This window comes from Candidatus Amarolinea aalborgensis (genome assembly GCF_900491745.1).
In the GTDB taxonomy this organism is placed as follows: Bacteria; Chloroflexota; Anaerolineae; order SSC4; family Amarolineaceae; genus Amarolinea; species Amarolinea aalborgensis.
In genome coordinates, this window is record NZ_UETR01000002.1 from 48,579 (window position 1) to 64,886 (window position 16,308).

At 62.3% G+C, this 16,308-nt stretch carries 14 protein-coding genes; all 14 read left to right on the top strand.

The genetic code is table 11. The annotated features are described in order from the left end of the window. Window positions 1–212 precede the first annotated feature (212 nt). The 14 genes from ACPQ6D_RS03010 to nuoE all read left to right on the top strand — a co-directional run bounded on the left by ACPQ6D_RS03010 (window position 213) and on the right by nuoE (window position 16,181). On the top strand, window positions 213–824 hold the full coding sequence (locus ACPQ6D_RS03010; protein WP_423222814.1) for a HEAT repeat domain-containing protein: 612 nt from the start codon (window positions 213–215) through the stop codon (window positions 822–824). Between the two features lie 75 nt (window positions 825–899). Next, window positions 900–2,060: a deoxyguanosinetriphosphate triphosphohydrolase gene (locus ACPQ6D_RS03015; protein ID WP_423222815.1), complete on the top strand. Its 1,161-nt coding sequence runs from the start codon at window positions 900–902 to the stop codon at window positions 2,058–2,060. A gap of 15 nt (window positions 2,061–2,075) precedes the next feature. Then, window positions 2,076–4,430, top strand: a complete 2,355-nt coding sequence (locus ACPQ6D_RS03020) for a CHAT domain-containing protein (protein WP_423222816.1) — start codon at window positions 2,076–2,078, stop codon at window positions 4,428–4,430. 75 nt (window positions 4,431–4,505) lie between these two features. Further along, entirely contained in the window at window positions 4,506–5,525 is a 1,020-nt protein-coding gene (locus ACPQ6D_RS03025) for a LacI family DNA-binding transcriptional regulator (RefSeq protein WP_423222817.1), read from the top strand. A 161-nt stretch (window positions 5,526–5,686) separates the two neighbouring features. Next, on the top strand, window positions 5,687–6,847 hold the full coding sequence (locus ACPQ6D_RS03030; RefSeq protein WP_423222818.1) for an inositol-3-phosphate synthase: 1,161 nt from the start codon (window positions 5,687–5,689) through the stop codon (window positions 6,845–6,847). Between the two features lie 123 nt (window positions 6,848–6,970). Next, window positions 6,971–8,206 carry a metallophosphoesterase family protein gene (locus ACPQ6D_RS03035; protein WP_423222819.1) on the top strand — a complete coding sequence of 412 codons (1,236 nt, stop codon included), beginning with the start codon at window positions 6,971–6,973 and terminating at the stop codon, window positions 8,204–8,206. Window positions 8,207–8,271: 65 nt separating this feature from the next. Continuing rightward, window positions 8,272–10,518 carry an NHL repeat-containing protein gene (locus tag ACPQ6D_RS03040; protein ID WP_423222820.1) on the top strand — a complete coding sequence of 749 codons (2,247 nt, stop codon included), beginning with the start codon at window positions 8,272–8,274 and terminating at the stop codon, window positions 10,516–10,518. 187 nt (window positions 10,519–10,705) lie between these two features. Beyond that, window positions 10,706–12,250 (top strand): LCP family protein, encoded by a 1,545-nt coding sequence (locus ACPQ6D_RS03045; protein WP_423222821.1) that lies wholly within the window; start codon window positions 10,706–10,708, stop codon window positions 12,248–12,250. Between the two features lie 238 nt (window positions 12,251–12,488). Continuing rightward, the gene (locus ACPQ6D_RS03050; protein ID WP_423222822.1) at window positions 12,489–12,986 is read left to right on the top strand and encodes a universal stress protein; all 498 of its coding nucleotides are present in this window, start codon (window positions 12,489–12,491) and stop codon (window positions 12,984–12,986) included. Window positions 12,987–13,003: 17 nt separating this feature from the next. Next, window positions 13,004–13,369: a hypothetical protein gene (locus tag ACPQ6D_RS03055; protein ID WP_423222823.1), complete on the top strand. Its 366-nt coding sequence runs from the start codon at window positions 13,004–13,006 to the stop codon at window positions 13,367–13,369. A 9-nt stretch (window positions 13,370–13,378) separates the two neighbouring features. Next, window positions 13,379–14,341 (top strand): CBS domain-containing protein, encoded by a 963-nt coding sequence (locus tag ACPQ6D_RS03060; protein WP_423222824.1) that lies wholly within the window; start codon window positions 13,379–13,381, stop codon window positions 14,339–14,341. A gap of 15 nt (window positions 14,342–14,356) precedes the next feature. Further along, the gene (locus ACPQ6D_RS03065; protein WP_423222825.1) at window positions 14,357–14,713 is read left to right on the top strand and encodes a DRTGG domain-containing protein; all 357 of its coding nucleotides are present in this window, start codon (window positions 14,357–14,359) and stop codon (window positions 14,711–14,713) included. Window positions 14,714–14,727: 14 nt separating this feature from the next. Further along, window positions 14,728–15,483, top strand: coding sequence for a PHP domain-containing protein (locus tag ACPQ6D_RS03070; protein WP_423222826.1), 756 nt, complete (start codon window positions 14,728–14,730; stop codon window positions 15,481–15,483). Window positions 15,484–15,713: 230 nt separating this feature from the next. After that, window positions 15,714–16,181 (top strand): NADH-quinone oxidoreductase subunit NuoE, encoded by a 468-nt coding sequence (nuoE, locus tag ACPQ6D_RS03075; RefSeq protein ID WP_423222827.1) that lies wholly within the window; start codon window positions 15,714–15,716, stop codon window positions 16,179–16,181. Window positions 16,182–16,308 lie beyond the last annotated feature (127 nt).

Below are 16,308 nucleotides of genomic sequence, written 5' to 3' on the forward strand. Positions count from 1 at the left end.
TGCGCTAACCGCTGCCCGCAGTTTCGAAGGTAGGGGCGGCACTGTATGGCCGACCCTGTGGTTGATCTCCATCAGCCTCAAAACCTGTCCCCAGTTTGCAATGCATCTGATCGTCTTGCGTGTCTTGTCCGGCCAGGCGGCTGATGCTATAATCTGGCCTGGCGCTAAACTAGAAAGTAATGACGATGGGTTGAAAATCCTGGGAGAATCGTATGATAGATGACCCGAATGTCCCCGATCTGCTGCAGCCCCTGCTGCGCGCGATTGCGGCGCAGGATGATGATCTGGCCGAAAGCCTGGTGCGTCAGTGGACGGCAAGCGCCGCGCCGCCATTGTCCGACATGCTCACTTGGCTCGATGCGCGGGACGCCGATCGGCGTTGGTGGGGCGTACGGGCGCTGACCGCGGCTGCGCATGTGACCGGCGGCGGGGAGACTCTGTTAGAACCCCTGCGTCAACGCCTGCACGATGAGGACCCGGCCGTACGCTGCGCCAGCGCGCTGGCCCTGGCCGAATTGGGCCAGCAGGCAGCCACCCCTGACCTCGTCGAGGCCTTGGGCGACGACAGCGGTTGGGTGCGCGCCTCAGCCGCGGACGCGCTGGCATTGCTGGGCGAGGGCGCAGTGCCGGCCCTGGCGGCCGTCCTGGCCGGCGGCCAGCAGGGCGCGCGCTCGCGCGCCGCCTACGCCCTGAGCAAGATTCGCACCCTGGCAACCGCCAACGTGTTTTATCACTACCTGCAAGATGAAAACCCATTGGTGCAGGCCTATGCCTATGACACCCTCGATCAGATGGGCTTCCTGCAGACAGTCCTGGTCGTTTGAGCGCCGCTGGCGCCGCCAGTGACATTTTCAATCTTCAATTTGTAATCTTCAATCTCTAATCTGCCGGGAGGTCGCATGATTCAGACACGCAGTGACTATGAGCAGGTGGAGCGAGAGCGCCTGGCGCCGTATGCCATGAAAAGCGGCGACAGCCGCGGGCGTCGGGTGGCCGAGGAAGAGCCGGCCCATCGCTCGGTTTATCAGCGCGACCGGGATCGCATCATCCACACCACCGCGTTTCGGCGCCTCGAATACAAGACCCAGGTCTTCGTCAACACCGAAGGCGATCATTACCGCACCCGCTTGACCCATTCCATCGAGGTGGCGCAGGTGGGGCGCAGCCTGGCGCGGGCCTTGCGTGCGAATGAAGACCTGACCGAGGCCATCTGCCTGGCGCATGACCTGGGCCATCCGCCCTTCGGTCACACCGGCGAGCAGACGCTCAACTCTCTCATGCAAGACTTTGGCGGCTTTGACCATCAGCGCCAGACCATGCGCATCCTCGACCAGTTGGAAAAACGCTATGTGGAGTTTGACGGCCTCAACCTGACCTACGAAGTACGGGAGGGGCTGGTCAAGCATGACACCGATTATGACGTGACCGATGCGGCCGGCTACAATCCCGAATTAGCCGGCACGTTGGAGTGCCAGTTAGCCAACCTGGCGGACGAGATTGCCTACAACACCAGCGATCTTGACGACGGCCTGCGCGCGGGCTTGCTGCGCATCGAGGATGTGCGGCAGCAGCCGTTGTGGCAGCAGGCGCTGCACAGCCTGGGCGAACCGCCGGAGCGGCCGCTGGATGATCTCTTGCGCCATCGTGTGATCCGCCGCCTGGTAGGCATTTTCGTGCGCGATGCCATCGAAGCGACGGCTGCGGCCCTGGAGGTGAATGACGTACGCTCGGTGGACGAGCTGCGCGCCCTGGGGCGCAACGCGGCCGGCTATACACCGGACTTCGCCGCGGCCAACCGGGAACTGAAGCGCTTTCTGCTGGCGAATTTCTACCGCCACTATCGCGTCATCCGCATGGCCAGCAAGGCCCAACGCGTGCTGACCAACCTGTTTACGGCCTACTTGCAAGAACCGCTGCAGATGCCGGCGATCACCCAGGCCAAGATTGATGACGAGCCGGAAGGCTTGCACCGCGTGATCTGCGATTACATCGCCGGCATGACCGACCGCTACGCCCTCGAAGATCATGCCAAACTCTTTGACCCGGCTGTGCGCGTGTGATCGTGGAGGTGTAACATGTCCAGTTTCGCGCCTCACGTTGCTGAAACAACCCTGGTCAAAGCCTTGCAGACGCTGTTGGCGCAGTGGCCCGCGTTGGATTACGCCAGCGCGCAGGCAGTTCACGCGGTGCTGGCTGCGCAGGCGCCCAGGTTGCAGCAAGCGAGCGGGCGGTTCGAGCCTGTGACCCGCGCCGGCGAGATGTTGAGCGCGCTCGATGAGATCAAAATCGCGCCTGTGCGCCGGCGACTGGCCTCGGCCCTCGAACCGGTTCGCCAGGCAGCCGCCATGCGTGGACTTACTTTCAGCGACCCGGCCAGGGCGGAGGAAATCCGGCATCTGCTGGAGGACCTGCTGCAGCAGCCGCTGCCATACCCAACGGCGTGGAGCGATGACACGGCGCCGACCTATGATCCCAGGCCATACCCAGCCGCCCGCCCATCCTACTGGCCCGGGCCGGCCAGCCGCGTGCTGCCAGAGATCGCGCAGGCGCTTCTCGCTGACTGGAGCAGCTTGGATCCTGCAACCCAGTCCGATCTGTGCGGCCTGTTTTGGGAGACGGCCAGCCGTCTGGGGGAGACAACCACCGCCAACGAGCATGGCGCCATAGCGGTCTGGTTTCTGGAGCAGATTGAGCTGATTGCGCCGGCCGCCCCAGCCGTGCAGCCGCTGCTGCTCAAAGCGGTCAAACCGCTGGCCGTGCCCAAAGGCGATGTGATGCGTGATTTCGAGCCGGCCCACCCTCTTCAGCCCAACGTCATTGACCTCCTGCGCCAGGCTGGCGTCTCTGGCCCCCAACCCTCTCCCGTGCCGACGCCCACGGGGAGCGATGACAAGGGGGCGCATGCTGAACCGCCGGCGGATGACGAAGAGACCATCGTGCCGCGCTACGGCGCCGTGGAGTTTCCCGGCAAGGTGCTGCACAAATTGGCCGCCCGGCTGACGGTCCGTCTGACCGAGCAGCAGGTCGCCAGCGCGGTCAACACGCTCACGCCGATGTCGCTGCAGACCGGCGCCGCGCACCCGGTGACGGTCGTAGTCCTGGCGCCCGATTTCGTCATTTTCGACGACGCCTGGAACCTGGCAAACACGGGCGAGCTGCTGGTCAAGGCGGATGGCGATTCTGAACCGTTGACGTTTGAACTGCTGCCTAAGTCGCCCGGCGCGAAGGCGGTGGCCGTGGACTTCCGCCAGAATGACCGCCTGCTGGGGACGGTCAACCTGGCGGTGGAGGTCGTCAGCGATTATGCTGCGCTGGGCGTTGGTCCTGTCCAGGCGCTTTCCACGCAGGCGGCCATGACCATGCCTGACCGCGAGCTGCCGCCGCCGCAGTTGGAGCTCCGCATCAAGGCCGCTGACCAGGATCGCACGGCTTTCGAGTTCATCCTGCATTCCAAATTGGCCGGCTTCAATTGGAAATCCATGGGCGCCCACCAGTTCTCCAGTCAGCCAGCCGAGCTGATGAAGATCTGCTTTGAGGCTCTCAACGACCTGGCGCGTGAGCAGGGAGATGATCTGCTCGATGCGGAGAAGCAGGCGCAGTTGAACACGCTGGGGGAGAATCTTTTTGCCGACGCCTTCCCGGAAGCGCTGCAGCGCGCGCTGTGGGCGATACCGGCCTCGATCACCGATCTGATCATTACGTCGGACGAGCCGTGGATTCCCTGGGAACTGGCGCGCACGTTTGATCTTGACACGCGCGCCGAAGGTGATTTCCTGTGCAGCCGGTTCCGTGTGGCGCGCTGGTTGGCCGGCGACGGCATGATCGCAACCCTGCCCAGCCGCCAACTGACCGCGATTGTCCCGTCCTCCAGTCTGCTTTTTGCGGCCGCGGAGTTGGACGCTCTCAAGGATTTGCAGGCAAGGTTGACTGCGCTGACAGACGCAGCCGCCAGTGTCAAACCGGTGCGCCAGTTGCTCGACGGCAATCTCGTCGGCATTCTGCATTTCGCCTGTCACGGCAAGTTGGATGCGGCCGATCCAACGAATTCGCCCCTGGCGCTAAGCGATGGCAGCCTGCGGGTGGCCGATCTCTCGCGCCGTGTGCGCTACCGGCAGCATCCGCTCATCTTCCTCAACGCCTGCGAGAGCGGCGGCCTCGGCTTTGCCCTGTCAGGGCTGGGCGGCTGGGCCGAACGCTTTGTGCGCGCCGGCGCCGGGGCGTTCATCGGCACGCTGTGGGAGGTCAACGACGCGTTGGCCGCAGAATTTGCCGCCACATTCTATGGGGCGCTTTTCCAGGGCGCTGCGCTGGGCGCGGCCTTTGCGCTTGCGCGGGAGGCCGTGCGCACCAAAGATCCCAATAATCCGACCTGGCTGGCCTATGTCCTCTACGGCGAACCGCTGAGCCAACTCCAGACCCCGCCAACTTGACAGTGCCTCTTTTTTGCCTATACTTTGCGCACACGTTTGCGCATGATGTGGGCAAGATCGAGGTCAGCAACAGCCGTGAGTGTTTCGATCAAAGATGTAGCCAAAGCCGCAGGGGTCAGTCACTCCACGGTGTCGCGCGCGCTTGCGGGACATGCGCGCATCCCTGAAGAAACTCGTGCGCGCATCGAACGCCTGGCGCAGGAGATGGGCTATACCCCCAGCGCTCTCGCGCGCGGCCTGGCCATGCAGCAGCGGCGCACCCTGGGCGTGGTGGTCGCCAGTTTGACCGACCCCTACGCCAGCGAGGTGGTCAGCGGGATCGAGGCTGCCGCGCGTGCGCAGGACTTCACGGTCATCCTCACCAGTTCGGGCGGCGACGCCGAGCGGGAACTGGCGGGTCTGCAGATGATGATTGGGCAGCGTGTGGATGGCCTCATCGTCGTTTCCGGCCGCGGCGGTGATCGCTCCCTGGCGCTGCTGAGCACGGCGCCGTTCCCCATCGTCCTGGTTAACAGCCCGCAGCGCGGCGGCCGCGTCTATTCGGTCTCCAGCGACAACGCGCACGGCGCCGCGCTGGCCGTGGATCACCTGCTTGAGTTGGGCCACCGCCGCATCGCGATGATCGGCGGGCCGGCCGAATCGGCCTCCGCGCGCGAACGCCTGGCCGGTTATCGCGCCACCCTGGCCAGCCGCGACCTCAAGACGGACGAGGCGCTGGTGCTGACCGGCGATGGCACGCCGCTGGCGGGCGACAAGGGCCTGCGTCACCTGGCGTCCTTGCCGGCTCTTCGCCGTCCCACCGCGATCTTCTGCTACAACGACCTGACCGCGATCGGCGCGCTGCACGCGGCCCATCGCCTGGGCCTGGCGGTGCCGGCCGAGCTGTCCCTGGTGGGGTTCGATAACATCCTGATGAGCGCGCTGAGCTGGCCGCCGCTGACCACGGTGGATCAGCGCAAGCAGGAAATGGGGCGTGTGGCGGCCAACATCATCTTGGAACTGCTGGCCGGCGCTGAAGTGGTCGCGGATGTCATCATGCGCGGGCGCCTGGTTCAGCGAGGAAGCAGCGCAAACGTGTGCGCAAGTAAATCATGACGTGAGCCTTCGGGCGGATGGTGGGGACGCAGAGACACGCAGACTGCGTACGCAGATTGAGCTATCATCGGTCAATCTGCGTTACTCTGCGTTCATCTGGGTCCTACGCAGAGCCTATTGAACGGTTACGCTTATCTATCAGAGGAGTGTGGGAAGATCATATGGGAGACAAAAAAGTACGGGTCGCGATCATCGGCGTAGGCAACTGCGCATCATCGCTGGTGCAGGGCGTGCATTACTATCGCGACGCGGTCGCCGAGGACCTGATTCCGGGGTTGATGCACGTCAACCTGGGCGGGTATCATATCAGCGACATCGAATTCAGCGTGGGTATTGACATTGACGCCGAAAAGGTAGGCAAGGACTTATCGCAGGCCATCTTCTCCGGGCCAAACAACACCTTCAAGTTTACCGACGTGCCGTTCATGAATGTGCCGGTGGTGCGCGGCATGACCCATGACGGCCTGGGCCATTACCTGAAGCAGGTCATCAAAAAGGCAGACGGCCCGACCGCGCCGATCAAGGACATCTTGCAGGAAACCAAGACCGATGTCGTGATCAATTACCTGCCCGTGGGCAGCGAAATGGCGACCAAGTGGTATGTCGAGCAGGTGCTGGAGGCCGGCTGCGCGTTCGTCAACTGCATCCCGGTCTTCATTGGCCGCGAGCCGTACTGGCAGGCGCGCTTCCGCAAGCACAACTTGCCGATCATCGGGGATGATATCAAGAGCCAGGTAGGCGCCACGATCACGCACCGCGTCCTGGCGCGTCTTTTTGCCGAGCGTGGAGTCAAGCTGGAACGCACTTACCAATTAAACTTCGGCGGCAACACTGACTTCTTCAACATGCTGGAGCGGGATCGCTTGGAGTCCAAGAAAATCTCCAAGACCAACGCCGTGACGTCGCAGCTGCCTTACGAACTGGCTGACCGCGACATCCACGTGGGGCCAAGCGATTATGTACCGTGGTTGGAAGACCGCAAGTGGTGCTACATCCGCATGGAAGGCCGCACCTTTGGCGACGTGCCGCTAAACCTTGAGATGAAGCTCGAAGTGTGGGACAGCCCCAACTCGGCCGGCGTCGTGATTGACGCGGTGCGCTGCGCCAAACTGGCGTTGGATCGGGGCCTCTCCGGCACGCTCGAAGGGCCAAGCGCCTATTTTATGAAGTCGCCGCCGGTGCAGTACGTGGACGATGAGGCGCGCGAGTTGACGGAGAAGTATATCGCGGGCAGCGACCTGCGCGTGCAGCAGGGCGACAGCGCGCCCCGCACCACTGTTGCGCGTCACGCCCCGCCGCGCAGCAAAGCGGTTGTGAGCTGATGATCGCTCATCCCCTGGCAGCCCAGGCTGCCAGGGGATGAGAGTGAGTTCGCTGGATAGTTGGTCGAGCAATCTTGCTCTTCGCGACTTTACGTTTTTTGCATGTCGTAGTAAAATGGTACTATGATTCGTATCCTGCATTTTGCCGATCTGCACCTCGGTGTTGAGAACTATGGCCGGCTTGACCCTGAGACCGGTCTTTCCACGCGGGCGCTCGATTTTCTGCGCGTGTTCGATGAACTCATTGCCTTTGCTGTGCAGGAAGAGGCGCCTGGCCCGGTTGACCTGGTGCTCTTTGCCGGCGACGCGTTCAAGACGCGGGATCCCAGCCCCACCTATCAGCGCGAATTTGCCCGCCGCATTCATCGTCTGGCGGTCGTGCATCAAATTCCGGTCTTTCTCCTGGTGGGCAACCATGACGTGCCCAACGCCAGCAGCCAGGCGCACAGCCTGGAGATTTTCAACACCCTGGAAGTTCCTGGCGTGACCGTGGCGCGCAAGCCCGATATTTACACCATCGAAACGCGGCACGGCCCTCTGCAAATTGTGGCGCTGCCTTGGGTGACGCGCAGCACGCTGCTCACGCGTGAGCAGTACACGGGCTTGAGTCTGGAAGAAATCAACCAGACGCTGCTGGACAAACTGGATGGGGTGCTCAGCACGCTCTTCGCCAGGTTGCGGCCCGATCAGCCGGCGATTATGGCGGTGCATGGCACCGTGCAGGGCGCGGTCTTTGGCTCTGAGCGCAGCGTCATGCTGGGCTATGATTTGACGCTGCCGCGCAGCCTGGTCAATCACCCGCTGCTCAGCTACGTCGCGATGGGACATATTCACAAGCATCAAAGCCTGGGCGATGATCCGCCTATCGTCTACCCCGGCAGCCTGGAGCGCATTGATTTTGGCGAGGCGAGCGAGGACAAAGGCTTCGTCATGGTTGAACTCGACGGGCCTGGCCAGAAGGCGCGCTGGCGCTTTCTGCGGGTTCATGCGCGGCCGTTCGTTCATATTGGTGTGGATGCGCCAGCGGACGCGCCGACCGAGGCGATCATTGCCGCCATTGAGCGCCAGCCGATTGCCGGCGCCGTGGTCAAGGTGATCATTCGCACCACGCCTGAAATCGAGAAGTTCATTGACGATCAGCAGATCAACAAGGCGTTGGCTCCGGCTTTTCATGTGGCCACCCTGACCCATGAAGTGCAGCGTTCCAGCCGTCTGCGCCTTTCCAGCGACACGGGAAGTATCGAAGCGCTCACGCCGGAAGCGGCCCTGCAGCGCTACTTTACCTATCGGCAAGTTGCACCGGAACGCATTGAGCGCCTCCTGCAAGCAGCGGCGCCCATTATCCATCCAGAAGCCTAACCAACACGTCGCCTGTCACGCAGACAGCGACCTGTCACGAGCCACCCGCGCCGGGGAGGTGAATCATGAGCACCGTTTTGCAGACGACCGTCAGTCAGTTGGAAGTCGCCCGTGGTCAACGCCGTGACCATGCGCCGAATGTGCGCGCCGTGGAGCCCGGCGAAGCCAAAGGTAACCTATACCTGCTGTTGGAGTTGACCGGCCCGCAGGAGGGTCGCAGTCGTTTGTATCGCCAACTGCTCGGTGAGGTGCAGTCTGCCTACTACAACTCGGCGGGCAACGTGGCTGATGTGCTGCACACCGCTGTTTCGCAGGGGCATCGCCTCCTCAGCCAGACCAACAGCGGTCGCAGCGGCGATCAACGTTGGCGAGGCGGCATGAGCTGTCTCGCCCTGTGGCAGGATCACATCTACCTGGCCCAGGCCGGCCCCGCGATGGTGATGGTGACGCATCCAGCCACGGTGGAGATGTTTCCGGTCTATGCCGAACCGCCGCAGGGCGCGTTGGGCGACGAAGAAGCGCCGATGATTGACCTCTATCACACACGCGTCGAGCCGGGCAATGCCATCCTCTTGTTGGAGAGCGGGTGGGGCGCCCAGGCCGATTTGGAAGCGTTGGCCAGCGCCGCGACCGCGCCTGATCAGGTCACGATCAGCGATTATCTGGCGCAGCTGGCCGAAGACGCGCATCTCACAGCCCTGATTATAACGCTGCAACAAGGTTTCGACAGCGCACCGGCGCTTCACCGTGCCGGCGATGCCGCGCAAGCGCCTGCGCTGGCGCCGGGCAGGCCTGGCGCGGCTGCGCATCCTCCCATGGTTCCGCTGGTGGCCGATGATATGGAAGAGGCCGATGCCGAGTGGCCAGCTGAAGAGGCCTGGTGGGAAGACGCCGACCTCAATGCCGACGCGCCGGCTGTTTCGCCCGCGGCCCCGACCCGCCAACCAACGACCGGCGCCCCTACGCGCTCGGCCGGCAACATCATCGAAGCCGGCCGCACGTTGATCAAACGGATTTTGCCTGACAGCCCTGGCGCCCGCAGCGCGCCGCCTTCGCCCGCCTCCGATGCGCCGGCGCCCCTCACAACCAAGACGGCTCCGCCGCGGCCGCCGCGACCACGGCCGGCGGCGCAGAGCGCCAGGCGCTCGCGCTGGCCGCTGATTCTGGCGATTGCCATTCCGCTCATCATTCTGCTGATTGTGGCCGCGATGTATATGCTGCGTGCACGTGATCGTGAACAACGTTTTCAGTCGTTGCTGGACCAGGCGCAGGCCACCATCACGGCTGTGGCGTCGTTGGATGAAACACAGGCGCGCGCGCAGTTGACCACGGCGCAAGCGCAGATCAGCGAGGCGCTGGCGCTCAAGCCGGGCAATGCCGATGCACAAGAGGTGCAGAGCAGCGTCCAGGCCGAACTCGACCGCGTGAATCACGTGGCGCCGCTCTACCTGGTGACGCCGTTGAAGGAATTTGAAGGCGCGGGCCGCGACCTGGCGCGCGTGCTCGTGGATGGCGCCGATGTCTTCGTTCTCGATCGCGGCCGCGACACCGTGGAACGCTATCGCTTGAACCAGCTCGGCGATGGCCTGGTGCCCAACGATGGCGGCCCGTTGGTGACGAAGGGACAGCCAGTTGGTTCACTCGTGGTGGGTGAATTGGTAGATATGGTATGGGCGCCGCCCGTAGGCCCGCGCACCGATTCGACGTTGCTCGTACTGGATTCTACCGGCATGTTGTACGAATTTCGTGCACCGTGGGAACTGAAAGGCCGACCGGTGGCGATGCGGGAGATGTGGAAGGGGCCGCGCTTGACAGCCAGCTATGCGGGCAATTTCTACGTGCTGGACAGCACCTTGCAGCAGATTCTGAAGTACCGGCCTAGCGCTGACCTGGCCTACGACACGGCGCCCGATCAGTATTTTCCCCCGCAAACCCCGGTGGATCTGAGCGGCGCGGTGGACATGGGCATTGACGGCAATGTGTGGGTTCTCTTTGCCAACGGCAGCGTGCAGAAGTACCTGAGCGGCCAGCCTGAGCAGTTTTCGCTGCAAGGGCTGCCCACGCCGCTGAAACAGCCGGTTGGCCTGTTCGTGGGGATTGACGGCGGCGTTGAGGTCAGCAATCTGTATGTGGGCGATGCTGGCCAAGGGGTGATTTTCCAATTCGACAAGAACGGCGTCTTCACCCGCCAGTTCCGAGAGACGGACGGCCAGCAGCTGCGCGGCCTGCGCAGCATCTTCGTAGATGAACCAGGCGCGCGCTTCTTTTTGCTGACCAGCACTGCTCTCTATCGGACCAATATCCCGCGCTGACGCAGCTCATTCGGCCTTGCGCGCTGGCATGCGTCCGGCGATGCTCGTGTCCTAACCATTGCCGTTGCGCGTTGGGGGAGCGTTCGGTTGGCGCGGCAACGGGCGAGACGCCCACACCCCCTAGGTTGTGACGCTGCCAATATCGGCATTTGGGCGGCGTGAACGCCTATGCTATAATCGGCAGACTATGAGTTCGACATCTGAAACGATCAACCCCTTGAGTACGATCCAACCTCGGCCGCTGCTCACCCCACGCAGCTCGCGCTGGGCCAGTCTCCTGTTGTTTGTTCTGCTGACAGCGTTCTTGTTTACCTTTGCCTACGCCGGCTTTCTACTCTACCACTGGGCGCGCGAGGTCGTAGCCCATGCTTCGCAGCTGCCGGCGATTTCCCTGAGCGACTTGTCTCTGCCGACACAAAACAACGCCGCGGCTGGCGTAGACCCAATCCAAACGCCAAATCCCGAAAACCCGGCGCCTGTCGTGCAGGCTGTCCCCACCTGGGATCTCTCGCGCCTTGAGCGCGTGAATATCCTGGTGTTGGGCGTGGACCAACGCCCGTCGCAGAGCATTCCCGGACTTACCGACAGCATGATGCTGATCACGATTGACCCGGCGCACGGCCAGGTCGGGATGTTGTCCATTCCTCGCGATACCTGGGTCAAGATTCCGGGCTATGAGATCTACAACAAGATCAACACCGCGCACCGCATCGGCGACATCAAGAATTATCCTGGGGGCGGGCCGGCCCTCGCCAAACAGACCGTGAGCGAACTGATCGGCTACCCGGTTCACTACTATGTGCGCCTCAATTTCGAGGGTTTTCGCGAGATCATTGATTATGTCGGCGGACTCGACATTGATGTGCCGCGCGATCTCAATGACCCCACCTATCCGAGCGACGATTATGGATTCGACCCGCTCTTCATCCCCAAAGGCCTGCAGCACATGGATGGCACCCTGGCCTTGAAGTACGCCCGTACGCGGCACGTGGATAATGATTTTGGGCGCGCCAGACGTCAGCAGCAGGTGCTCCTGGCGCTCAAGAACAAGATTCTGAGCCAGGGTATGCTGCCCACGTTGATCCGCAACTTGCCGGGCCTGGCGCGTTCGCTGGCTCAATCGGTGCAGACCGATATCCCCCTCGATCGTCTGATTGCGTTGGCCGAGCTGGGGCGCCAGGTGGACTTCAATCAGATCGAACAAGCGGTGATTGACTGCTCGATGGGCGAGTGCACCTATTCAGAAGCTGGCGCGTGGATTCTAATTCCCGACCGCAACAAGATTCGTGCGGTGGTGGATCGCCTTTTTGCAGCGCCGATCACCCCCGTGGACGGAACGCCAACGCCCGTGGACAGCAGCCCGGCGATTACCAACACCGTGACGCCAACTGCCACGATGACGCTCGATCGCCAACGCCTGGCGGCCGAAAATGCAAAAATCATCCTGTTGAACGGCACCGAAACGCCGGGCCTGGCGCGCCGCACGGCCGCCTGGCTGCAATCGCTCGGCTTCGTGGTTGAGCAACTGGGCGATGCGGACGCCTCCACCTACGAGCGCGGCACCCTGATCGCCTATACCGACAAGCGCTACACCCTAAGCCAACTGGCAGCGCTCTTCAACGTCACGGCCTCGGAAGTGCGCAATCCACCGCCCGACCAAGCCAATCTGGACATTCGATTGGTTCTGGGCAAAGAAACGTTGGAAATCTTGACCAAAGCAGGCGTCAAGTAATTCTCGTTTTTTAGCAGCGCCTCCTGCTCATCAGCGGGTTTCACCGTCGGCCATTTTTGGTCTGACAGTGAAACCCGTTTTTTTTGGCTATGACCCCTATCATAACATCGCGCACGGCCCGTCACTATACTAACAGCCAGGTGATAAGAATCTGGATCGGGCTTACCCACCGCTGTGCTTCGATTTGGAAACCGGCCGCAGCCAGCCTGGCATCGGTTGTGAGAGGATGGAGGTGATTGTGTATCGCCATATTCTAGTGCCGCTTGATGGCTCAGCTTTTGCCGAACAAGCGCTGCCGCATGTCCGTTCCCTGGTGATGGTCAGCCCCGATCCGGTTGATGTCTACCTGGTTTCGGTGGCCCCCATGCTGCAAGATCGTTCGGTCACGATGGTGAGCCTTTACCCGTTCTACATTGCCCAGGATCACCTGGAAATGGCGCGGCGTGAGCTGGAGCAGTTGGAACATGACCTGCGCACCTATTTGGCCCAGGTAGCCACGACCGTCAGCGAATGGGGCGCCGCCTGCCATACCGAAGTCCGTTTTGGCAGCCCAGCCGAGGAGATTCTTGCCTTTGCTGAAACGATCCAGGCCGATCTGATTGTCATGTCTACCCATGGCCGATCTGGCATCAACCGGGTTGTGTTTGGCAGCGAGGCCTATAAGCTGCTGCGCATGTCCACGGTGCCGATTCTCCTGATCCGGGCGCGTGAGATGGTCGGCGCGCCCAACGCATAAGCGAGCGAATGGAACGTATGCAATTACGCGAGATTGTCCGTATTCTCAATGGACAGGTCATCACCATGACCTACACCCCCACATTGGAACTTTCTTCCGGCGGGGCCGCTGATTTGATGAGCGATGTACTGGCATTCACTACCGATGGTAACAGCCTGCTTTTCACCGGGTTGACCAATCAGCAAGTTGTGCGCACGGCTGAAATGGCCAGCATCGGCGCGATCGTGTTTGTACGGGGCAAGCAGCCGCCGCTGTCCACCACCGAATTGGCCGATGAACTGGGCATCCCGCTGATCTCATGCGGCTACAGCATGTATGAGGCTTGCGGTCTCATGTATCAGGCCGGGCTGCCCAACAACCGCCTGGCTGATCTTTCAACCTGAGCAAACCTGATGTCAAGCACACCCGCCGCGTCGTCTATCACGGCCACAGAACCTGACGAGCTGATCCGTGTCCAGGAGCTGGTCTACGAACTGCGCGTGCAGGAGGTGATGACGCCGCGCCCGATCACCGTCCTGCCCAGCACGCCGCTGACGGAGCTGATGGAGATCCTGCGCACGCGCCGCATCTCCGGCGCGCCGGTCGTGGAGCAGCTGCAAGGCCGCCTGCTGGGGATCATCAGTATCCAGGATTTGATCAACGCCCTGGCAAACCACGGCGCGGCCGACCTGGTGGCGGAGCATATGACGCCGACGGTCGTCACCGTGCGCACCGATGATCGCGCGGTCAAGGCGATCAACCTCTTTGCCCAGTACGGCTATGGCCGCTTGCCCGTCGTGGATCAAGCCGGCGCGCTCGTGGGCATCGTCACCGCCAGCGATATCACGCGCGGGCTACTGCGCACCTTGAACCGCCGCTTCCAGGCAGAGGAAATGCGCCGCTACCGCGCCAGTCATATCTTCGATGATATTGCTTCTGACGAAACAAGCCTGCTCTTGCGCTATCACGTGGCGCCGCGTGATTTTACGCACGGCGGCGAAGCTTCCAGCAAAGTCAAGCGCGCGCTGGAGCGCCTGGGCGCCAATCCGTCCCTGGTGCGACGCCTGGCAATCACCGCGTACGAAGCCGAAATGAACCTGGTCATCCATGCCACCAACGGCGGCGAGCTGCGCGTCGAGGTCAGCCCCAATCGCATCACCCTGATCACCGAAGATGACGGACCTGGAATCGGCGATATTGACCAGGCCTTTGCGCCCGGCTTTACCACGGCGTTGGATTGGGTGCGTGAGCTGGGCTTCGGCGCCGGCATGGGACTGACCAATATCAAACGCTACAGCGACAGCGTGGACGTTGAATCAGCCCAGGGACGCGGCACCAAGCTGTGGGCTGTTTTTCTGGTTGGCAACCAGGCGTAGCTTGTGGAGAACCTGATGCTGTTACAACAAATTGCTGATGCGCTCGATCTTTCCCTCATGACCCCTTCGATATCACTCGACCGGCCGGTCGTCAGTGGGTATGCGGCTGACTTGTTGAGCTGCGCCATGGCGGCCGCAAAAGCGGGCACGTTGTGGATAACGCTGCAGGCGCACCCCAATGTCGTCGCGGTGGCCAGCCTGCTCAACCTGGCCGGCGTCATCATCACGGAGGGGGCTGCGATCAGCGCAGAAACCCTGGCGCGCGCGACGCAGGAAAACATCCCCTTGTTCAGCACGACGTCTGGCACCTATACCATGGCTGGCAAACTGGCCGCGTTGGGGATTGTGGGGGCAGAGGTGATTGCCGAGTAGAGACCGGAGATCAGATGCCTGGTGACGCTGCGCGGCGCTGGTTTCGTTGTGATTTGCACCTGCACACCGTCCTGTCGCCGTGTGCGGAAGTGGAGATGATCCCGCCCCTGATCGTGCGGCGCGCGTTGGAACTGGGGTTGGACCTGATCGCGATCACCGATCACAACGCCACGCACAACATCGAAGCGGTGCAGCGCGCCGCCGCGGGCACGCCGCTGATCGTTTGGCCGGGCATGGAGGTGCAGACGCGGGAAGAGGTGCATTTGCTCTGCCTGTTTGACGACAATGCGGCTGCCTTCGCCTGGCAGCAGCGCGTGGACGCCGCGCTGCCGCCGCGGCTGAACGATGCTGAACACTTCGGCGGCCAATTCGTGGTGGATGAAACGGGCGAGTTCATCCGTGAACATACCCCGCTTTTGCTCACATCCACCGCTTTTAGCATCGAAGAAGTAGTGACCCAGGTCAACGCGTGTGGCGGCCTGGCCATCCCCTGCCACGTGGATCGCCCCAGCTTCAGCCTCCTCGCCAACCTCGGTTTTGTGCCTCCGCAGCTCGATGTCCCTGCCCTCGAAATCTCCGCGCGCCTGACCGTAACGCAGGCGCGGGCGCAGTTTCCTCAGCTCGGCCGCTGGCCGTTGGTGCAAAACGGCGATGCGCACCGCCTGAGCGAGATGGTCGCGCGCACCCGCTTGAGCCTGGCCGCGCCCACGATCCAGGAACTGCGCCTGGCGCTGTGCGGCGCAGGACGATGTACAATTAGCATTAGTTGAAGTTTGTGTTAGATTGCACAAATCGGGCCGGTGACATGACCTTTGTCATAGGGCGAATCTGACCCGCGTGCTACAATCGCTCCATATTCATGCCCATGCAGATCAACGCCGACTGCCGCAAAGGAGCGCCGGCTGGCGTGATTTGCGGCAAGCGGCGGTTTTTTTCTACGGGCGCCCTGGGCCATCGTCCGGGGCATGAGCACCGATTCTATGTGGAGGGAAATGCCTACATGGCGCAGCCATCCGTTGATTTGAGCTTGTTAGAGCCGATTCTGGCTGAGTATGCCGATCAGAAAGGCGCGCTGATCCCCATTTTGCAGCACGCCCAGGATGAATACGGCTACTTGCCGGTCGAGGTGTTGACGACTATTTCCAAACGCACCGGGACGCCGTTGAGCAAAATCTACGGCGTTGCCACGTTCTACGCGCAGTTTTATCTGCACCCGCGCGGGCGCCACATCGTGCGCGTGTGCGACGGCACCGCGTGTCACGTCAAAGGCGCGGCCAAGATCATTGATGAGCTGGGCAACACCCTCAAGATCATTCCCAGCCAGACCACCGACGACTTTCGGGTCACCTTCGAGGTCGTCTACTGCCTTGGCTCCTGCGGCCTGGCGCCGGTGGCCGTGGTGGATGAGCGCGTGGTCGGCCGCTTGACCCCTGCGCAGATGGTCAAGCAAGTGCAGGTGTTGGCATAGGGGTTTGCCCGGCGACTGAAGTCGCGGCAACGTCTGCGAAGTCGCCCTGCGGCGGCTGGAGGGATCAGCGCAGATGGTCAAGCAAGTGCAGGTGTTGGCATAGGGGTTTGCCCGGCGACGGCAACGT

Excerpts from the sequence above, each read along its gene's own strand:
- ACPQ6D_RS03010 (WP_423222814.1), top strand. The coding sequence starts at position 213 with ATGATAGATGACCCGAATGTCCCCGATCTGCTGCAGCCCCTGCTGCGC.
- ACPQ6D_RS03015 (WP_423222815.1), top strand. The coding sequence starts at position 900 with ATGATTCAGACACGCAGTGACTATGAGCAGGTGGAGCGAGAGCGCCTG.
- ACPQ6D_RS03020 (WP_423222816.1), top strand. The coding sequence starts at position 2,076 with ATGTCCAGTTTCGCGCCTCACGTTGCTGAAACAACCCTGGTCAAAGCC.
- ACPQ6D_RS03030 (WP_423222818.1), top strand. The coding sequence starts at position 5,687 with ATGGGAGACAAAAAAGTACGGGTCGCGATCATCGGCGTAGGCAACTGC.
- ACPQ6D_RS03035 (WP_423222819.1), top strand. The coding sequence starts at position 6,971 with ATGATTCGTATCCTGCATTTTGCCGATCTGCACCTCGGTGTTGAGAAC.
- ACPQ6D_RS03040 (WP_423222820.1), top strand. The coding sequence starts at position 8,272 with ATGAGCACCGTTTTGCAGACGACCGTCAGTCAGTTGGAAGTCGCCCGT.
- ACPQ6D_RS03045 (WP_423222821.1), top strand. The coding sequence starts at position 10,706 with ATGAGTTCGACATCTGAAACGATCAACCCCTTGAGTACGATCCAACCT.
- ACPQ6D_RS03055 (WP_423222823.1), top strand. The coding sequence starts at position 13,004 with ATGCAATTACGCGAGATTGTCCGTATTCTCAATGGACAGGTCATCACC.
- ACPQ6D_RS03060 (WP_423222824.1), top strand. The coding sequence starts at position 13,379 with ATGTCAAGCACACCCGCCGCGTCGTCTATCACGGCCACAGAACCTGAC.
- ACPQ6D_RS03065 (WP_423222825.1), top strand. The coding sequence starts at position 14,357 with ATGCTGTTACAACAAATTGCTGATGCGCTCGATCTTTCCCTCATGACC.
- ACPQ6D_RS03070 (WP_423222826.1), top strand. The coding sequence starts at position 14,728 with ATGCCTGGTGACGCTGCGCGGCGCTGGTTTCGTTGTGATTTGCACCTG.
- nuoE (WP_423222827.1), top strand. The coding sequence starts at position 15,714 with ATGGCGCAGCCATCCGTTGATTTGAGCTTGTTAGAGCCGATTCTGGCT.